Here is a 17,532-nt window from a genome sequence, read left to right as displayed (position 1 = left end):
ATTCGGCCTGCCAGGTGTAGGCGGGTCGCTACCGGGCAACAACTCCGACCATGGGCGGTGGGGACCGGAACGGCGCGCAACTGCTCGGTGAGCGGTACCGGCTGATCGAGCAGCTCGGCGCGGGCGGCATGTCCGTGGTGTGGCGGGGCTACGACGAGGTGCTCGGCCGCCAGGTCGCGGTCAAGGTGCTCGCGTCGCGGCTGGCCGCCGACCGGGCCTTCCGGCACCGGATCCGGATCGAGGCGCAGGCCGCCGCCCGGCTCTGCCACCCCAACATCACCAACGTGTACGACTACGGCGAGTCCCAGCAGGTCGGGCTGACCGTGCCGTACGTGGTGATGGAGCTGGTCGACGGCGCCCCGCTGACCAGCCGGTTGGGCCGGGAGGCGCAGCTGCCCTGGCGGGAGGCGGTGACCATCGGCGCGGAGGTCGCCTCCGCGCTGGCCACCGCGCACGCCCGTGGCGTGGTGCACCGGGACGTCACCCCGGGCAACGTGATGCTGACGCCGACCGGGGTCAAGGTCGTCGACTTCGGCATCTCGGCTCTGGTGGGGGAGAGCGAGAAGGGCGCGGACGGCACGCTGCTCGGCACCCCCGCCTACCTCGCGCCGGAGCGGCTGGACAACGGCCAGGTCTCGCCGGCCACCGACGTGTACGCCGTGGGCCTGCTGCTTTACCGGATGCTCACCGGGCGGCTGCCCTGGCAGGCCAGCACCACCACCGAGATGCTGCGGGCGCACATGTACACCGACCCGGGGCCGATGCCGGCGGTGCCCGGGCTCCCCGACGACGTGGCCGACCTGGTGCGGCGCTGCCTGGCGAAGCGCCCCGAGGACCGGCCGGGCACCGCCGAGCTGGCCGGCACCCTGGCCGAGGCGGCCGGGCTGCTCGCCGCAGTGCCGGTCTCGCCGGCCGGCGGGCCGGTGGGCCCGGTGACGCTGGCGAACGCCGGCACCACGATCCTGCCCTGGTCGGCGGCGACCGACGCGCTGCCGTTCTCGCGTACGCGCAACCGGCGGTCGGTGGCCCGACGCCGGCGGGTGGAGGCCGGGGTGGCCGCGGCCGGCCTGATCGCGGTCACCGCCGCACTGTGGGGGGTGACCGGGCGCAGCCCGGCCAGCGGCGGGACGGAGCAGCCGACCGAGGCGCGGATGGGGGCGGAGAAGCCGGTGCCCTGCCAGGTCGCGTACGCGCTGCGCGCCGACTCCGGCAAGGACTTCGCCGCCGAGCTGACCCTCACCAACACCGGCGACCAGGAGCTGCGCGACTGGGCGATGAGCTTCACCTTCCCCGGAAAGCAGACGGTGACCCGGGCGACTCCCGCCACGGCGAGCCAGCAGGGCCGCACGGTCGTCGTCCGGCCGCCGGCCGAGCGGATCGCGCTGGCGCCCGGCGCCGCCGAGAAGCTCACCCTGACCGGCCGCTACACCGGCGGGAACCCGTTGCCGGTGCAGTTCAGCCTGGGTGACCGGAGCTGCGGGGTGCAGGTCTCCGGGGTGGCCGGGACGGCACCGAAACCGGCCACCAAGGCCGTGCCGACCAAGGCGCCGGCGAAGGCGGCCACCTCGACCCGGGGTGCTGCCGGTGGCACCAAGGCGAAGCCCGAGAAGCCCGAGAAGCCCGGCAAGGGCAAGGGGCCCGGCGGTGGGCCGGGCAAGGGCGGTAAGTAGGTCGGCCCGCTCGCTCCTTCGGCCGACTTCAGCTCAGCTGGGCGAAGCGCTGCACCTGTTCGATGCTCCCCTCCACCACGAGCGCGCTGCCGCCCTGCAGCACCGTGGTGTCCGAGGCGTACTGGAACTGCTGGCCCGGCAGCTTGGCGCCGAGCACCCGAACCCCGTAGCGCTCGATCGGCCGGATCTCCGACAGCGGGCGGCCGGCCAGCACCTCCGGTACGCGAACCTTGGCGATGGCGAAGTCGTCGCCGAACTCGATGAAGTCCAGCATCCGGGTGACGATCAGGTGAGCCACCCGCTCGCCGGTCTCCGCCTCGGGGAAGATCACGTGGCGGGCGCCGACCGACGACAGGATCTTGGCGTGCTTCGTCGAGGTGGCCCGGGCCCAGATCTGCTCGATCCCGAGTTCGGCCAGCGCCAGGACGCTGAGCACGCTCGCCTCCACCGACGCGCCGATGGCGACCACGGCACGCCCGAAGGAGGCGACCCCGAGCTGGCGTAGCGCGTCCTCCTCGGTCGAGTCGGCCTGCACCACCCGCTCGAGCTGCGCCGACCAGCGCTGCACCTGCTCGGGATTCCGGTCGATCGCCAACACCTCGTGACCCAGCCGGGTCAGTGAGCCGGCCAGGTGGCAGCCGAACCGGCCCAGCCCGATCACCACGACACCGCCGTCGTCCGCGTGCCTAGCCGACAATGGGTTGCTCCTCCGGGTATCGGTACAGCCGGCGCCGGGTGTTCAGGGCGATCGCCGAGCCGAGGGTTAGCGGGCCGACCCGGCCGATGAACATCAGGACGGTCAGCAGGACCTGCCCGCTCTCCGGCATCCGCTGGGCCAGCCCGACGCTGAGGCCGGTGGTGCTGAACGCCGACGTGACCTCGAAGAGCGCCTGGTAGAAAAGGGTTCCCTGGGTCAACAGGATCACCGCCAGCGTGCCGAGGGCGACCAGCGCGACGCTCAGCAGCGCCACGGTCAGCGCCTGCCGTTGGCTGGCGTTGGCCACCCGGCGGTCCCCGACCGAGACGTCCGGTTCGCCGCGCAGCTCGGCCCAGATGACGAAGGCGAGCAGGAAGAAGGTGGACACCTTGATCCCGCCGGCGGTGCTGGCGCTGCCACCGCCGATGAACATCAACGCCACCAGCAGCGGGTAGCTCTCCTCCCGCAGCGCGGTGATGTCGAGGACCTCGAACCCGCCGGTGCGGCTGAGCGCGATCTGGGTGAACGACGCGAGCACCTTGCCCGGCATGTCGTACTGGCCGATGGTCCGCGGGTTGGTCCACTCGGCCACGAGCAGCCAGAGGAAGCCGAACCCCACCAGGACCACGCTGCCCCAGATCGTCAGCTTGGTGGCCACCGCCCAGCGGATCGGCGTCCGCCACTCGCGTACCGCCTCGAAGAGGGCCGGGAAGCCCAACCCGCCGATGATCGCGCCGAACGCCAGCGGCAGCGCCACCCAGGGATCCTGGGAGAAGGCCAGCAGGCCGTCGGTGTAGAGGGCGAAGCCACCGTTGTTGAACGCCTGCACGGCGTGGAAGGTGCCGGACCAGAGGGCGCGGCCGAGGGTGTAGTCGTAGCTGATCCAGAGCCGCCCGGCGACCAGCGCGGCCATCGCCGCCTCGCAGGCGAAGACGGTCACGGCGATCCGGCGCAGAAGCCGAGCCACGTCGCCGACGCCGAACTCCTGGGTCTCGGCCTGCACCAGCAGCCGGTTGCGGAGCCCGAGCTGCCGGCTGACCAGCAGGATGACGAGCGCGGCGACGGTGAGGATGCCGAGGCCGCCGAGCTGGGTCAGCAGGGTGATGAGGACCAGCCCCCAGACCGACCAGTAGTTCGGCGTGTCGTTGATCGCCATCCCGGTGACCGAGATCGCCGAGGTCGACGTGAAGAGCGCGGTGACAAAGGGCGCGGGTTGGTAGTCGACGGTGGCCGCGCGCATCGACAGCAGCCCGGTGCCGATCAGGATCGGCACCAGGAAGGCGAACGGCACCAGCCGTACGGGGTGTCGAAAGAACCGGCGCACCAGACAATCTTCCTTTTCCGCCGGTATCGGGGTGAGTGAATCCGCGATCCGGAACTTCACCTGCCGGCCGGGCATCGACCAACTTCCGGTCAACCCGGGGCGGTCTGCTGTGGCGGTTCCACCGACGACGACAGGAGACCGCGTTGCGACGTACCCTTTCCGCCCTCGGCCTGGCCGCCGGGCTGCTGGCCGCCGCCGTGGCCGTGCCGACGATGGCCGCGTCGGCCGAGCCGTCCGCCGACCGGGGGCAGTCCCGGGCGAGCGACCGGCCGCTCGTGATCGGCCACCGCGGTGCGAGCGGCTACCGCCCGGAGCACACCCTCGAGGCGTACCGCCTGGCGATCCGGATGGGCGCCGACTTCGTCGAGCCCGACCTGGTCTCGACCCGCGACGGCGTGCTCGTCGCCCGGCACGAGAACGAGATCTCCGGCACCACCGACGTGGCCGCGCACCCGGAGTTCGCCGCGCGTAAGGCGACCAAGACGATCGACGGGGTGTCGGTGACCGGCTGGTTCACCGAGGACTTCACCCTGGCCGAGCTGAAGACGCTGCGCGCCAAGGAGCGGCTGCCGCAGGTCCGGGTCGCGAACACCGCGTTCGACGGCCAGTTCCAGGTGCCCACCCTCCAGGAGGTCATCGACCTGGCCCGGACCGAGGGACGGGCGCGCAACCGCACCATCGGCATCTACCCGGAGACCAAGCACCCGAGCTACTTCGCCGCGATCGGTCGGCCGCTGGAGGAGCCGCTGCTGAAGGTGCTCCGGGCCAACAAGCTGACCCGGAAGAACTCGCCGGTCATCATCCAGTCCTTCGAGACGGCGAACCTGCGCAAGCTCTCCCGGATGACCGACGTCCGGCTGGCCCAGCTGCTCGACGCCACCGGCCGCCCCTACGACTTCACCGTCGCCGGTGACGCCCGTACCTACCAGGACCTGGCCACCGCGGCCGGGCTGAAGTGGATCGCCGGTTACGCCGACGGGATCGGCGCGCACAAGAACCTGATCGTGCCGCGGGACGCCGGGGGCAAGCTGCTCGCCCCGACCAACGTGGTGCGGGACGCGCACCGCGAGGGTCTGGTCGTGCACGCCTGGACCTTCCGGGTGGAGAACCAGTTCCTGCCGACGGACTTCCGGATCGGCAACGACCCGAACGCCCGGGGCGACATCACCAGCGAGTACGAGCTGTTCTTCCGCCTCGGCCTGGACGGCGTCTTCACCGACCAGCCGGACACCGCCGTCGCCGCCCGCGCCGGCCTCGCCTGACCCACCCCGAAACCGCTGGCCCGTCACCCGTCCCGGGTGCCGGGCCAGCGCCGTGCGGGCCGGTATCGCGGTCGATGGCCGGGGTCGACACATGAGGCGCGGGGAAGACGGAGGCCGCGCCCATCGCCGTGCGGCGTCGGGGCGGGTATGGGCAGCTCGCTGTAGCGGCCGGCCATCCCACCCCGGTTACTTGTGTGTTTCGGCCACATGGCCCGTGGGTGACGTCACTTCTAGCGTGAGCCGACAATGAGTTTCCCTCCCTCCGAGTCCTCACGTGGAGTCGCAATGACGGTCCGGACGACGCGGCGGGTGTTCCTCTCCGCCGCCACGATGATGGCCGCGGCGCTGGCCGCCACGGCCTGTGGCAGCCCGCAGGACACCGCCTCCGGCGGCGGCGACAGCGCCGCCCCGGTCAAGGTTGGCCTGGTGTACTCCCAGTCGGGTGCGCTGGCCAGCTATGGAAAGCAGTACATCGAGGGGTTCAAGGCCGGCCTCGACTACGCCACCAAGGGCACCAACAAGGTCGGCGACCGGACGATCGAACTCACCGAGGTCGACGACGCCGGTGACCCGGCGAAGGCGGTCTCCGCGGCCAAGGACCTCATCGGCAAGGGCAGCAAGATCATTGCTGGCTCCACCGCCTCCGGCGTGGCGCTCCAGGTCGCCCCGATCGCGGCGCAGAACAAGGTCCTCTTCATCTCCGGGCCGGCCGCGACGGACGCGGTCACCGCCGCGAACAAGTACACCTTCCGCTCGGGCCGCCAGTCCTACCAGGACGTGGTGACCGCGAAGTCGTTCATCGGCGACCCGACCGGCAAGAAGGTCGTGGTCTTCGCCCAGGACGGCGCCTTCGGTGACGCGAACGAGGCCGCCGTGAAGGCCGTCATCGGCGGCGCCGGTGCGACCGTCAGCAGCGTGCGCGCCCCGGCCAGCGCCACCGAGTTCACCCCGTTCGCCAGCCAGATCAAGGCCGCCAAGCCGGACCTGCTCTTCGTCGCCTGGGCCGGCACCACCGCACCGGCGATGTGGCAGACCCTCGACCAGCAGGGCGTGCTCTCCTCCACCACGGTCGTCACCGGCCTGGACATCCGCGCCTCCTGGCCGACCTTCGGCGCGGCCGGCAGCAAGATCTCCTTCCTGTCGCACTACTTCGACGGAGCCAGCGACACCGAGGCCAGCAAGGCGCTCAAGGCCAAGGTCGGCACCGTCGACCTCTTCCACCCGGACGGCTTCGCCGCCGCCCAGATGGTGGTCCGCGCGGCGCAGGAGGGTGGCGACGACGTCGACAAGATGGTCGCCGCGCTGGAGGGCTGGAGCTTCGACGGGGTCAAGGGCAAGATGACCATCCGCGCCGAGGACCACGCCCTGCTCCAGCCGATGTACCAGGCCAAGCTGACCGGCAGCGGCACCGCGTTCACCGCCACCGCCCAGAAGAGCCTCACCGGTGACGAGACCGCGCCGCCGGTCGTGGCGATGAAGGGCTGACCTGATGCTCGCCACCCGCGGTCTGACCTGGCGGATCGGTGAGGTCCCCATCGTCGACACCGTCTACCTCGACCTGGCACCCGGGGAGTTCCTGGGCGTGATCGGGCCCAACGGCGCCGGCAAGACCTCACTGTTCAACCTGATCACCGGCCTGCGCCGGGCCACGGAAGGCCGGATAACCCTGGACGGGCAGGACATCACCACCCTGCCGCCGCACCGGCGGGCCCGGCTCGGGCTCGGCCGTACCTTCCAGGCGTCCTCGGTCTTCGGTTCGCTCACCGTGCGGGAGAACGTGCGGCTCGCCGTGCAGGCGCACCGCGGGGGCTCGATGAAGCTGTGGCGGCGGGCGGCGGCCGACCGGGAGGTGGCCGCCGCCGCCGACGCGGCGCTCGACCGGGTCGGCCTGGCCCACCGGGGTACGGCGCTCGCCGGCACCCTCGCCCATGGCGAGAAGCGCAAGCTGGAGATCGCCCTGCTGCTCGCCGGCGAGCCGCGGGTGATGCTGCTGGACGAGCCGATGGCCGGGGTCAGCGCCGAGGACGTGCCCGAACTGGTCGCGGTGATCCGGTCGCTCACCGGGGACAGCGGCCGGTCGGTGCTCATGGTGGAGCACCACATGGACGTGATCCTCGAGCTGGCCGACCGGATCGCCGTGATGCATCACGGTGCGCTGCTCGCCTGCGACACCCCGGAGACGGTGATGGCCAACCCCACCGTGCAAGAGGCCTACCTGGGGGAGTCGCTCTGATGGAACCCATTCTCAGCGTGGAGAACCTGTCGGTCCGCATCGCCGGGCTGCACATCCTCCAGGGAGTGTCCTTCACGGTCGCCCCGACCGGCGTGACTGTCCTGCTCGGCCGCAACGGCGTCGGCAAGACGACCACGCTGCGCGCGGTCGTCGGGCTCACCCCCCGCAGCGGTGAGGTACGCGGGACGATCCGGATGGGCGCGCAGAGCCTGCTCACCCGCCCCACCTACCGGCTGGTCCGCGGTGGGCTCGGCTACGTGCCGGAGGACCGGTGCGTCTTCGCCGGCCTCACCGTGGCGGAGAACCTGCGGCTCGCCGAACGGCGGGGCACCACCCCGGCGTACGACAAGGTCTTCGCGCTCTTTCCCGAGCTGGACCGGCGCGGACGGCAACGGGCCGGCTCGCTCTCCGGCGGGCAGCAGCAGATGCTCGCGATCGGTCGGGTGCTGCTCAACGACAACCGGCTGCTGCTGATCGACGAGCCGACCAAGGGGTTGGCGCCGAAGGTGGTGACCGAGGTGACCGAGGTGCTGGAACGGGTCGCGGAGTCCGTGCCGGTGCTGCTGGTCGAGCAGAACCTCGCGGTGGTCCGGCGGCTCGCCAAGGACGCGGTGGTGCTCGCCGCCGGCCAGGTGGCCTGGACCGGCGACGCCCAGGAACTGCTGCTGGAGACGGCACTGACCAAGTCCCTGCTGGGCGTGGGCAGCGGCGAGGGACACCACCCGGCCGGGTCGGACCGGGCCGCGGCGGCCGGGAAGGACGCGCACTGATGGGCACCGTGATCCTGCTGGCGTTGACCGGCCTCGGGCTGGCGGCGCTCTACTTCCTGGTGGCCTCCGGGCTCTCGCTGGTCTTCGGCCTCGCCGACGTGCTCAACTTCGCGCACGGGCTCTTCCTCGGCGTCGGCGCGTACGCGACCTGGTGGGCGGCGGGCAACCTGCCCGGTGCCGGGTCGGACGGGTTCGGCTTCGTGCTCGCGGTCGCCTTCGGGGTGGCCGCCGGCACGCTCGTCGCGGTCCTGGTCGAGCTGGTGCTGATCCGGCCGCTCTACTCGCGCACCATCGAGCAGGTGCTGGTCACCGTCGGCCTCTCGCTGGCCGGGGTGGCGCTGCTCCAGGCCACCTGGGGCGCCGACGCCCGGCCGTTCCCGCGGCCGGACTGGACCCGCGAGGTGACCGGGATCCTCGGCGCACAGGTGCCCAACGGCGGCCTGCTGCTGATCATCGCCGCGGTGCTCGTGCTCGGCGCGCTGCTCGCCTTCCTCCGCTGGACCCGCTACGGCCTGGTGATCCGGGCCGGCGTGGAGAACCGGGAGATGGTGACGGCGCTCGGCATCGACGTCCGCAAGGCGTTCACCCTGGTCTTCGCGATCGGCGGGGCCGCCGCGGCGCTGGCCGGGGCACTCGGCGGGGTCTACTTCGGCACCGTCTCGCCCGGGCAGGGCAGCTCGCTGCTGATCTTCGCGTTCATCGTGGTGGTGATCGGCGGGATGGGCTCGGTGGTCGGCTCCGCGTACGCGGCGGCCGCGGTCGGCCTGCTGCAACAGTTCGTCAACTACTACGGCCCCTCCGGCCTCGGCGACGTCTGCGTGGTCGGGCTGCTGGCCGTGGTGCTGCTGCTGCGTCCCCAGGGCATCGCCGGAAAGGTGGCAACGGCATGACCGAGGTCAAGAGTGCTGAGGTTCCCGCCCCGCCGGCGGCGGTGCCCGCCGAGCTGACGCCCGGGCGTGGGGGCTGGCATCGGGTACGCCCGTTCCTGCCGCTTGTCGCGCTGCTGGTCGCGGCGATCGTGCCGTACTCGACGCTGCCCCTGCCGGGGATCTTCGAGGGGCCGCTGAACTCACCCGGCACCCTGCAACTGCTCGCCGTCTGCCTGGTCTTCGGTGGCCTCGCCGCCGGGTACGACCTGCTCTTCGGCCGGACCGGGATGCTCTCCTTCGGGCACGCGCTCTACTTCGCCGCCGGCGTGTACGGCACCGACATCCTCGTCACCAAGGCCGGGCTGCCGCTCTGGCAGGCGGCGCTGCTGACCGTCACCGGCGGGACGATCCTGGCCGCGCTGCTCGGCGCGGTGGCGCTGCGTACGGTCGGCATCGCGTTCGCCATGGTGACGCTGGCCTTCGCCCAGGTCGGGGCGATCCTGGTGGCCCGGGACTTCGGTGGCTTCACCGGTGGCGAGGAGGGGCTGCCTCTGGACGTCTCCGGGCTGCCCGCGGGGCTGGTCGGGGTGACCAACACGGTCAACCTGTACTGGCTGGCGCTGGCCTACCTCGCCGTGGTGGTCTTCGTGGTGCACCGGGTCTCCGGCTCGCCGACCGGGCGGGTGCTCGCCGGCCTGCGTGACGACGAGCGGCGGATCGGGGTGCTCGGGCTCGACCCCTACCGCTACAAGTTGGTGGCGTTCACCCTGGCCGGCGGGCTCGCCTCGGCCGGGGGAGTGGTCTACTGCCTGATCGTCGGCGGTGCCTCGCCACACATCACCTCGTCCGAGCTGACCCTGTCGCTGCTGGTCATGGTGGTGCTCGGTGGGCCGGGCACCCGGTGGGGTCCGGTGCTCGGCGGGGTGCTCTACATGTACCTGGACCACCGGCTCACCGCGTTCGGCACCTCCGACGCGGTGGACGCGCTGCCCGCGGTGCTCAGCCGGCCGCTCTCCCAGCCGCTCTTCGTGCTCGGCACCATCTTCATCCTGGCCGTCTACTTCTTCCCCGGCGGCCTGGCCAGCCTCACCCCCCGCCTCACCCTCCTACGCAAATCCCTACGCCCCACCCCCCGCCCCTAACCCCCTGACCCGTCCCGGACCACCCCGTCGATCATGAAGTTATTGTCGCGACACGCCGTGTAGGCGGGCGATAACTTCATGATCGACGGGGTGTCTGGGTAGGGGAGGCGGCATGGGGATGGGCGAGCGGGTTGCGGTGGTCAGCGGGGGTGGGACCGGGATCGGGGCGGCGGTCGCGCGGACGCTGGCCGGTGACGGCTACGACGTGCTCATCGTGGGGCGGCGGGCAGACGTGCTGTCGGCCACCGCCGAGCGGATCGGTGCGGAGTGCGGGCGGCCGGCGGCGGTCAGCGCCGTCACCGCCGACCTGACCGATCCGGAACAGCTCGACCGGGTGGTCGCCGCGCTCGGCGGTCGGACGGTCGACGTGGTGGTCAACAACGCCGGCGGATACCTCGCCCGGGACACGGACACGCTGGCCGGCGCCGCCGCGTACTGGCGGGCCAACCTGGACGCCAACGTGCTCACCGCCGTGCTGCTCACCGAGGCGCTGCTGCCAGCCCTGCGCCGCCCGGGCGGGCGGGTGATCCTGGTCAGCTCGATCGCCGCCCAGCGCGGCGGCGCCGGACCGTACTCGGCGGCGAAGGCGGCGCTGCACGGCTGGGCGTACGACCTCGCGGCGCAGCTCGGCCCGGAGCAGATCACGGTCAACGTGGTCAGCCCCGGCTACGTCGCGGAGACCGAGTTCTTCGGCGACCGGATGACCCCGGAGGGGCACACCCGGCGGGTCGCGGCCACCCTGGTCGGGCGGGCCGGCGAGCCCGCCGACATCGCCGAGGCGGTCCGCTACCTGGCCAGCCCGACGGCCGGCTACGTCACCGGCCAGGTGCTGGGAGTCAACGGCGGGTCCGTACTCGGCCGCTGACCCGACGAGGAGCGGGAGGCGGCCCCCCGTGTGGCCGCCTCCCGCTCGCTGTCAGTTCGGTGATCAGCCGTTCAGCAGCTCGTACGCCACCGCCGGCGCGTCCTGGGCGGCCTTGCCGGTCGGGGCGGTGACCTTCGGCGCGGTGCCGTAGTCGCGGTACCGCACCAGGTACTCGTACGCCTTCTGCTTGCCCGCCGCCGGCACCTGGAGGGTGAGCGAGGCGAGGTTGCCGTCCGCGCCGACCTCCGCGGTGAACGGGATGGCCTTGGCCTTGTCGCCGAGCGCCGCCATCGCCTCGGCCTCGAGCGCCTTGGCCGCCTCGCCGGAGGTGAGGTCGATCGTGCCGGCGTACCGGCCGGTGCCCCGCTCCTCGACGGCCGTCGCCGCCTCGACGAGCGGGCCGGCGTTGCCCACGTCGACGCCGTCGTAGACCGGCGCGCTCTCGCCGTCGGTGAGCCGGCTCCGGTCCAGCCGCAGCCACCGGTCCGGCAGCTTGGGCAGGCCGGTGAGGCCCTTGGTGCCGGTGAACTTCACCTTCATCCAGGTCTGGTCGGCGACCAGCCGGAAGGACATGGTGGTGGTGAAGCCCAGGTCGGGGTCCTTGATCGAGGTGGTGAACTCCGCGCCCTTGGCCGTCGGGTCGACCAGCCCGGAGACCGTGCTGGACGAGTCCTTGCCGCTGAACCGGAACGTGCCCTCCGTACCGTCCGGGACGGCGGCGAGCAGCGCCGCCTTCGGCGTGGGCGCGGCGCTCGACGACCCCGGCTCGGCCGTCCGCTCGGCACCGTCATCCGGCGTGCAGGCGGCGAGCAGCGCGGTGGCGGCCAGGGCGGCGATGGTGGTGGAGACGACCCGACGGAGGAGGCCGGCGGTACGGGTGCGCTGTGTCATCGCGGTTCTCTTTCTCGCATGTCCGGCGGTTGCCGTTGACGATGCTGCGGGCCGGCACTGCCGAATCACTGCCGCTATGCTGCGATCCGACTGCCGATGCTGCGGTCCGACCGCCGTGCGGCTGCCGCCGGCGTCAACGGGGGGTGTCAGGAGCGAAAGATCGCATGTCAGGAACGGTGCGCTTCGAGATCCTCGGTCCCCAGCGAGCCTGGTACGACGACCAGGAACTCGACACCGGCCCGGGCAAGCAGCGCGCGGTGCTGGCCGTACTCCTGCTCGCCGCGGGCCGTCCGGTGCCCACCGGGCAGATCGTCGAGGCGGTCTGGCCGGATGACCCGCCGGCCAACGGGCCGAACGTCGTGCAGAAGTACGTCGCCGGGCTGCGCCGGGTGCTGGAGCCGGAGCGCTCCCCGCGTACGCCCGGTCAGGTGCTCACCCTGAGCGAGGCGGGCTACCTGTTGCGGGTGACGCCGGAGTCGGTCGACGCGGTGGCGTTCGAGCGGGCGGTGCGCCGAGCGCAGCGGCTGCGCTCCGAGGGCCGCGTTGCCGAGGCGGTCACCGCGCTGCGGTCGGCGCTGGAGCTGTGGCGCGGCGAGCCGCTCGCCGGCCTGCCCGGCCCGTTCTTCGAGTCGGCCCGGCACCGGCTGGTGGAGCTGCGGGCCGCCGCCCTGGAGACGCGCGCCGAGCTGGAGCTGGAGCTGGGCCGGCACCGGGAGCTGGTCGGTGAGCTGGTGGAGCTGGTCGTCGAGTTCCCGTTGCGGGAGCGGCTGCGGCACCAGCTGATGCTGGCGCTGCACCGCAGCGGCCGGCAGGCCGAGGCGCTCGCCGGCTACCGGGAGTATGGCGACCTGCTCCGCGAGGAGTTCGGCATCGAGCCGGGCGACGCGCTCCAGGACCTGCACCGGCGCATCCTCCGGTCCGATCCGACGCTCATGCCGACCGCCGCCGTACCCCTGCCGCCGGCCGGCCGGGCCACCGATCCGGCGACGCCGCACGTCGAGCCGAGGGCGCCCGTCGAGCCGAATACGCCTGCCGAGCTGACCACCTTCGTCGAACCGACCGCGTCCGCCGCGCCGAACGCGCCCGGCGAGCCGACCGCGTCCACCGAACCGCCAGCCTCGGCCGCCTCCGCCCCGCCGGCGCGGTTGTCGGCCGCCCCGACGCCCCCGACGCCGGTCGTCCCGCCGGCCGTGCCGCCGCCCGCGGCACCGCCGCCGGTCAGTGCGGCGCCCTTCCCGGCGTACCTGCCACCGTCGGTCGGGCCCTCGTCGTTCGCCGGTCCGCCGCCCGCAGCCGATGGGCGGTGGCCGAAAGCCCCGATGCCTCGCTGGGCGAGCGCGACCGCCACGGTGATCGGTACCGTCCTCGTCCTGCTCTCCCTCGGCTGCCTCACCTGGCTGGTGATCCTGCTGTACGCCGCGTGGCGGCGCAGCTGGCGACTCGCCCTCGCCGGGATCGGCTACCTGGCCGTGCTGGTCCTCGAGGTGTCGCTGCTCGACATCGAACACCCCGAGGCCGAGCCTTCCGCGGCCACGTCGGTGGTCTTTCTCGGTCTGGTGGTGTTCACCTGGTTGATCGGGGCGGTGCACGTGGTCCTGCTGAGCCGTGGCGTCTGGGCGACGCTCACCGGCGGGCCGGGCAGCGCCAAGGACCGCGCCGAGGAGGAGCGGCGCATCCGCCGGGAGCACTCCCGCTACCTGCTCTACCACTACCCGGCGGCCCGCGGGGAACTGCGGATCGGTCGACCGGATCTGCCCCGCAGCTTCGACGACGGTGGCCTGATCGACGTCAACGCCGTCCCGGAGCAGGTGCTCGCCGGTCTGCCCGGCCTGACGGCCGAGCAGTGCCGGCAGATGGTGGTGGACCGCTGGTTGCGCGGCCCGTACTCCTCCCTGGAGGAGCTCGCCGGGCGCTGCCTGCTGCCGCCGAACGTCACCGAGCCCTTCCGCGACCTGCTCTTCTTCCTGCCCCCGACGACGGCTCCCACCCCGGACCGGACGGTCCCGCCACCTGGCTCGTGACCAGGACCTCCGGCGGCGGACGGTGGCGGCGTCGCCCGTCGCTGGTAGAAATGCCGGATGAGCCAGGATCGGGCGGCGGTACGGGAGCGAGCCGAGGCGGTGCTGCGGCGGCTGGCCGGCGAGCACGCCCGGCTGCGCGAGGACCAGTGGCGGGCCATCGAGGCGCTGGTGGTCGACCGGCGCCGGGTGCTCTGCGTGCAGCGCACCGGCTGGGGCAAGTCGGCGGTCTACTTCGTGGCCACCGCTCTGCTCCGGGAGCGTGACCGGGCCGCCGACGCCGGCTCGGCCGTCGAAGCCGATGCCTACCGGGCCGCCGCCGGCGCGGTCGGTCCCACGGTGATCGTCTCGCCGCTGCTGGCGTTGATGCGCAACCAGGTGGAGTCGGCCGCGCGGGCCGGCATCCGGGCCCGCACCATCAACTCCGCCAACCTCGACGAGTGGGACGAGGTCACCGCCGAGATCCACGCCGGCGCGGTGGACGTGCTGCTGATCAGCCCGGAACGGCTCAACAATCCGGATTTCCGCGACGGGGTGCTGCCGAAGCTGGCCGGCACCACCGGCCTGCTGGTGGTCGACGAGGCGCACTGCGTCTCGGACTGGGGGCACGACTTCCGCCCGGACTACCGGCGACTGCGCACCTTCCTCGGCAACCTGCCGACGGGTACGCCGGTGCTGGCCACCACGGCCACCGCCAACACCCGGGTCACCACGGACGTCGCCGAGCAGCTCAGCACGGGTGACGGCAGCGACACGCTGGTGCTGCGGGGCACGCTGGACCGGGAGTCGTTGCGCCTGGGTGTCCTCGACCTGCCCAGCCCGGCGCACCGGCTGGCCTGGCTCGCCGACCACCTCGACCGGCTGCCCGGCTCGGGCATCGTCTACACGCTGACCGTGGCGGCGGCGGGGGAGACCACGGAGTTCCTCCGCTCGCGCGGCTACCCGGTCGCCGCCTACACCGGGCAGGCCGACGACGCCGACCGGCGGGCCGCCGAGCAGGACCTGCTGGACAACAAGATCAAGGCGCTGGTCGCCACGAGCGCGCTGGGCATGGGCTTCGACAAGCCCGATCTCGGGTTCGTGGTGCACCTCGGCGCACCGCCCTCACCCATCGCCTACTACCAGCAGGTCGGCCGGGCCGGCCGGGCTGTCGAGCACGCCGAGGTGCTGCTCCTGCCCGGCGCCGAGGACGCGGCGATCTGGCGCTACTTCGCCTCGCTCGCCTTCCCGCCGGAAGAGCAGGTCCGCGCCGTGCTCGCCGCGCTGCACCCGGAGCGGCCGATCTCCACCCAGGCCCTGGAGCCCCTGGTCGACCTGCGCCGGGCCCGGCTGGAGCTGATGCTCAAGGTGCTCGACGTGGACGGCGCGGTCCGTCGGGTGCGCGGCGGTTGGCTCGCCACCGGCGAGCCCTGGGTCTACGACGAGGCCCGGTTGCGCCGGGTCGCCGCCGCGCGCACCGCCGAGCAGCAGGCCATGCGGGAGTACGCGACCACGCCCGGCTGCCGGATGCGATACCTGCGCGAATGCCTGGACGACGTCGAGGCGGCCGACTGCGGCCGGTGCGACCGGTGCGCCGGGCCGCTCTTCGCCAGCGAGGTGTCCACGACCGCTGAGAGCGCCGCGCAGACCTTCCTCGGCCGGCCGGGGGTGGAGATCCCGCCGAAGAAGCTCTGGCCCACCGGGCTGGACGCGGTCGGCGTACCGCTCAAGGGGCGGATCGCCCCGGCGGAGCAGGCGCTGCCCGGCCGGGCGGTGGGGCGCCTCTCCGACCTGGGCTGGGGTGGCCGGCTGCGCGATCTGGTCGGCCCGGAGTCGGCCGACGTCCCGGTCCCCGACGATGTTTCCGCCGCGGTGGTCGAGGTGCTCAAGGCGTGGGCGCACGGCGACTCGCCGTGGCCGCGCCGCCCGGTGGCCGTGGTGGCGGCCGGGTCGCGCCGTCGGGCCCGCCTGGTCGGCTCGCTCGCCGAGCAGATCGCCACGGTCGGTCGGCTGCCGCTGCTCGGGCAACTGCCGCCGGCTGCCCCGTCCGCCCACGGAGCCCGGGGCAACAGCGCCCAGCGGGTACGCGCGCTGCACGACGCCTTCACCGTGCCGGCGGACCTCGCCGACGCGCTCGCCGGGCTGGACGGGCCGGTGCTGCTCGTCGACGACCTGGTCGACTCGGGCTGGACGATGACGCTCCTCACCCGGGCGCTGCGTCGGGCCGGTGCCCCGGACGTCCTGCCCCTCGCCCTGGCGATCGCCGGCTGAGCCCCGCCGCCGCAAGCCGGGCGGGAAAGTTCCCGACCCGGGCCGATTGCGACCGTCGCCACGCCGCCGGCACACCGACCAGGGCGCGGCGGCTCCGGCGGTACCGTGGGCGCCATGGATGAGCAGGCCGGTCACGGGTCGGGCAGCGGTGCCTGAGGAAGTTTCCGCCGCGCCCGACCGCGGCACGCTCCGACTGGCGCTGGTGGTCGGCGGCCTGGTGCTCGCCGTGCTGCTCGGTTTCGGCCTCGGCCGGCTCAACGGCGGGGGTGCGACCGCGGCGGGTCTGGCGACCAGCACCGACCACACGCACGCGCCGGGCACCGCGCCGCACGACCACAGCGGCGGCACCGACCAGGCCCCGAGCACCGACGCGGGCGGCCTCGCGATCGGTGCGGCCGGCTACACCCTGGCCCCGGTGAGCACGGAGTTCACCCCGGGTCGCGCGGCGTCGCTGCGGTTCCAGATCCGCGACGCCCAGCGCCGGCCGGTCACCCGGTTCGCCATCGTGCACGACAAGCCGATGCACCTCATCGTGGTGCGCCGGGACCTGACCGGCTACCAGCACCTGCACCCGACGATGGCGCCGGACGGCACCTGGTCGGTGCCGCTGAGCCTGCCGCAGCCCGGTGCCTGGCGGGCGTACGCCGACTTCACCGCGCTCGCCGCCGACGGCACGCAGACCGCGCTCACCCTCGGCGTCGACCTGGCCGCGCCGGGCCGCTACGACCCGCGCCCGCTGCCGGCGGCGACCACCGCGACGACCGTCGACGGTTTCACCGTCGACTACCAGGGCACGCCGCAGGCCGGGGCGAACGTCGCACTGAATTTCCGGATCACCGCCGACGGCACCGCCCCGACCCTGGAGCGCTACCTCGGGGCGTACGGGCACCTGGTGGCGCTGCGCGAGGGGGATCTCGGCTATCTGCACGTGCACCCCGAACCGGCGCTGGTCGACGGGGCGGTGCGGTTCTGGCTGACCACGCCGGGGCCGGGCCGGTACCGGCTCTACCTCGACTTCCAGGTGGCGGGCGTGGTCCGTACCGCCGAATTCACCGTCACCGTGCCCTGACGACGGCCCGCGGCGGGCGTCAGCCGGCCCGGCGGATCGGGCGGCGGGCGAGGTAGCGGAGCAGGTCGCGGATGTGGTGCTTCTCCTCGGCCGGCACGGTCGGATCGGCGAGGCGGTCCAGGATCACCCGGACGTCGGCCTCGACCGGCCCGTCGTCGCTGCGCCGGCGCGGGGCCGGACCGGCGTCGGGCAGGCCGAGCGCCCGGAACGCCGCGGCCACCGGCAGGTCCAGCGCGGCACAGAAGCCACGGACCTTGGCCAGCTCGGGGTAGTCCTGCCAGTCACCGGCGAGCCACCGGAAGACGGTAGAGCGGCCGACGCCGGTGTGTGCGGCCAGGTCGGTGACGGTCCAGCCCCGTTCCTCGCGGGCGTCGTCGATGGCCCGGCGCACGAACCGCGCGAACGCCATCTGCGGCGAAACCTCTGCAGAACTCATCCCTGCGGGCTTCCCTCCCGACCACTGCACCGGGGA

15 protein-coding genes are annotated in these 17,532 nt (G+C 73.2%); 11 read left to right on the top strand and 4 right to left on the bottom strand.

The features are described from left to right. The first annotated feature begins 50 nt into the window (after positions 1–50). Positions 51–1,670 carry a serine/threonine-protein kinase gene (locus ACIP9D_RS16940; protein ID WP_350875576.1) on the top strand — a complete coding sequence of 540 codons (1,620 nt, stop codon included), beginning with the start codon at positions 51–53 and terminating at the stop codon, positions 1,668–1,670. 28 nt (positions 1,671–1,698) lie between these two features. Here ACIP9D_RS16940 and ACIP9D_RS16935 read toward each other — a convergent pair whose 3' ends face one another. Beyond that, on the bottom strand, positions 1,699–2,367 hold the full coding sequence (locus ACIP9D_RS16935; RefSeq protein WP_400450181.1) for a potassium channel family protein: 669 nt from the start codon (positions 2,365–2,367) through the stop codon (positions 1,699–1,701). Beyond that, the gene (locus ACIP9D_RS16930) at positions 2,357–3,691 is read right to left on the bottom strand and encodes a potassium transporter TrkG (RefSeq protein ID WP_350875574.1); all 1,335 of its coding nucleotides are present in this window, start codon (positions 3,689–3,691) and stop codon (positions 2,357–2,359) included. The genes ACIP9D_RS16935 and ACIP9D_RS16930 overlap by 11 nt, the downstream gene beginning before the upstream one ends. A gap of 143 nt (positions 3,692–3,834) precedes the next feature. Here ACIP9D_RS16930 and ACIP9D_RS16925 point away from each other — a divergent pair, with 143 nt between their 5' ends. The 7 genes from ACIP9D_RS16925 to ACIP9D_RS16895 all read left to right on the top strand — a co-directional run bounded on the left by ACIP9D_RS16925 (position 3,835) and on the right by ACIP9D_RS16895 (position 10,832). After that, positions 3,835–4,953: a glycerophosphodiester phosphodiesterase gene (locus ACIP9D_RS16925; RefSeq protein ID WP_350875572.1), complete on the top strand. Its 1,119-nt coding sequence runs from the start codon at positions 3,835–3,837 to the stop codon at positions 4,951–4,953. 285 nt (positions 4,954–5,238) lie between these two features. After that, positions 5,239–6,438 (top strand): substrate-binding domain-containing protein, encoded by a 1,200-nt coding sequence (locus ACIP9D_RS16920; RefSeq protein WP_350875570.1) that lies wholly within the window; start codon positions 5,239–5,241, stop codon positions 6,436–6,438. A gap of 4 nt (positions 6,439–6,442) precedes the next feature. After that, the gene (locus ACIP9D_RS16915; RefSeq protein ID WP_350875568.1) at positions 6,443–7,186 is read left to right on the top strand and encodes an ABC transporter ATP-binding protein; all 744 of its coding nucleotides are present in this window, start codon (positions 6,443–6,445) and stop codon (positions 7,184–7,186) included. After that, on the top strand, positions 7,186–7,956 hold the full coding sequence (locus ACIP9D_RS16910; RefSeq protein ID WP_350875566.1) for an ABC transporter ATP-binding protein: 771 nt from the start codon (positions 7,186–7,188) through the stop codon (positions 7,954–7,956). Before ACIP9D_RS16915 ends, ACIP9D_RS16910 begins: the two co-directional genes overlap by 1 nt. Continuing rightward, positions 7,956–8,846 carry a branched-chain amino acid ABC transporter permease gene (locus ACIP9D_RS16905; RefSeq protein ID WP_350875564.1) on the top strand — a complete coding sequence of 297 codons (891 nt, stop codon included), beginning with the start codon at positions 7,956–7,958 and terminating at the stop codon, positions 8,844–8,846. The genes ACIP9D_RS16910 and ACIP9D_RS16905 overlap by 1 nt, the downstream gene beginning before the upstream one ends. After that, positions 8,843–9,967 (top strand): branched-chain amino acid ABC transporter permease, encoded by a 1,125-nt coding sequence (locus ACIP9D_RS16900; RefSeq protein ID WP_350875562.1) that lies wholly within the window; start codon positions 8,843–8,845, stop codon positions 9,965–9,967. Before ACIP9D_RS16905 ends, ACIP9D_RS16900 begins: the two co-directional genes overlap by 4 nt. A 118-nt stretch (positions 9,968–10,085) precedes the next feature. Then, positions 10,086–10,832 carry an SDR family NAD(P)-dependent oxidoreductase gene (locus tag ACIP9D_RS16895; protein WP_350875815.1) on the top strand — a complete coding sequence of 249 codons (747 nt, stop codon included), beginning with the start codon at positions 10,086–10,088 and terminating at the stop codon, positions 10,830–10,832. A gap of 63 nt (positions 10,833–10,895) precedes the next feature. On the opposite strand, the gene ACIP9D_RS16890 is transcribed toward ACIP9D_RS16895, so the two are convergent. Continuing rightward, positions 10,896–11,723 (bottom strand): hypothetical protein, encoded by an 828-nt coding sequence (locus ACIP9D_RS16890; RefSeq protein ID WP_350875560.1) that lies wholly within the window; start codon positions 11,721–11,723, stop codon positions 10,896–10,898. Positions 11,724–11,887: 164 nt separating this feature from the next. On the opposite strand from ACIP9D_RS16890, the gene ACIP9D_RS16885 reads away from it, so the two are divergent. The 3 genes from ACIP9D_RS16885 to ACIP9D_RS16875 all read left to right on the top strand — a co-directional run bounded on the left by ACIP9D_RS16885 (position 11,888) and on the right by ACIP9D_RS16875 (position 17,060). Beyond that, positions 11,888–13,744: a BTAD domain-containing putative transcriptional regulator gene (locus ACIP9D_RS16885; RefSeq protein ID WP_350875558.1), complete on the top strand. Its 1,857-nt coding sequence runs from the start codon at positions 11,888–11,890 to the stop codon at positions 13,742–13,744. A gap of 57 nt (positions 13,745–13,801) precedes the next feature. Next, positions 13,802–15,991 (top strand): DEAD/DEAH box helicase, encoded by a 2,190-nt coding sequence (locus ACIP9D_RS16880; protein ID WP_350875556.1) that lies wholly within the window; start codon positions 13,802–13,804, stop codon positions 15,989–15,991. Positions 15,992–16,139: 148 nt separating this feature from the next. Then, a complete protein-coding gene (locus tag ACIP9D_RS16875; RefSeq protein WP_350875554.1) occupies positions 16,140–17,060 on the top strand; it encodes a hypothetical protein in 921 nt (306 codons plus the stop codon). A gap of 19 nt (positions 17,061–17,079) precedes the next feature. On the opposite strand, the gene ACIP9D_RS16870 is transcribed toward ACIP9D_RS16875, so the two are convergent. Continuing rightward, a complete protein-coding gene (locus tag ACIP9D_RS16870) occupies positions 17,080–17,496 on the bottom strand; it encodes a helix-turn-helix domain-containing protein (RefSeq protein WP_350875552.1) in 417 nt (138 codons plus the stop codon). Positions 17,497–17,532: the final 36 nt, after the last annotated feature.

Origin of the sequence: Micromonospora sp. NPDC093243, assembly GCF_044753725.1 — a bacterium.
Classification (GTDB): Bacteria; Actinomycetota; Actinomycetes; order Mycobacteriales; family Micromonosporaceae; genus Micromonospora.
The sequence above is the reverse complement of the archived record's forward strand: the minus strand, read 5'-3'. Positions and strand labels throughout refer to the sequence as shown.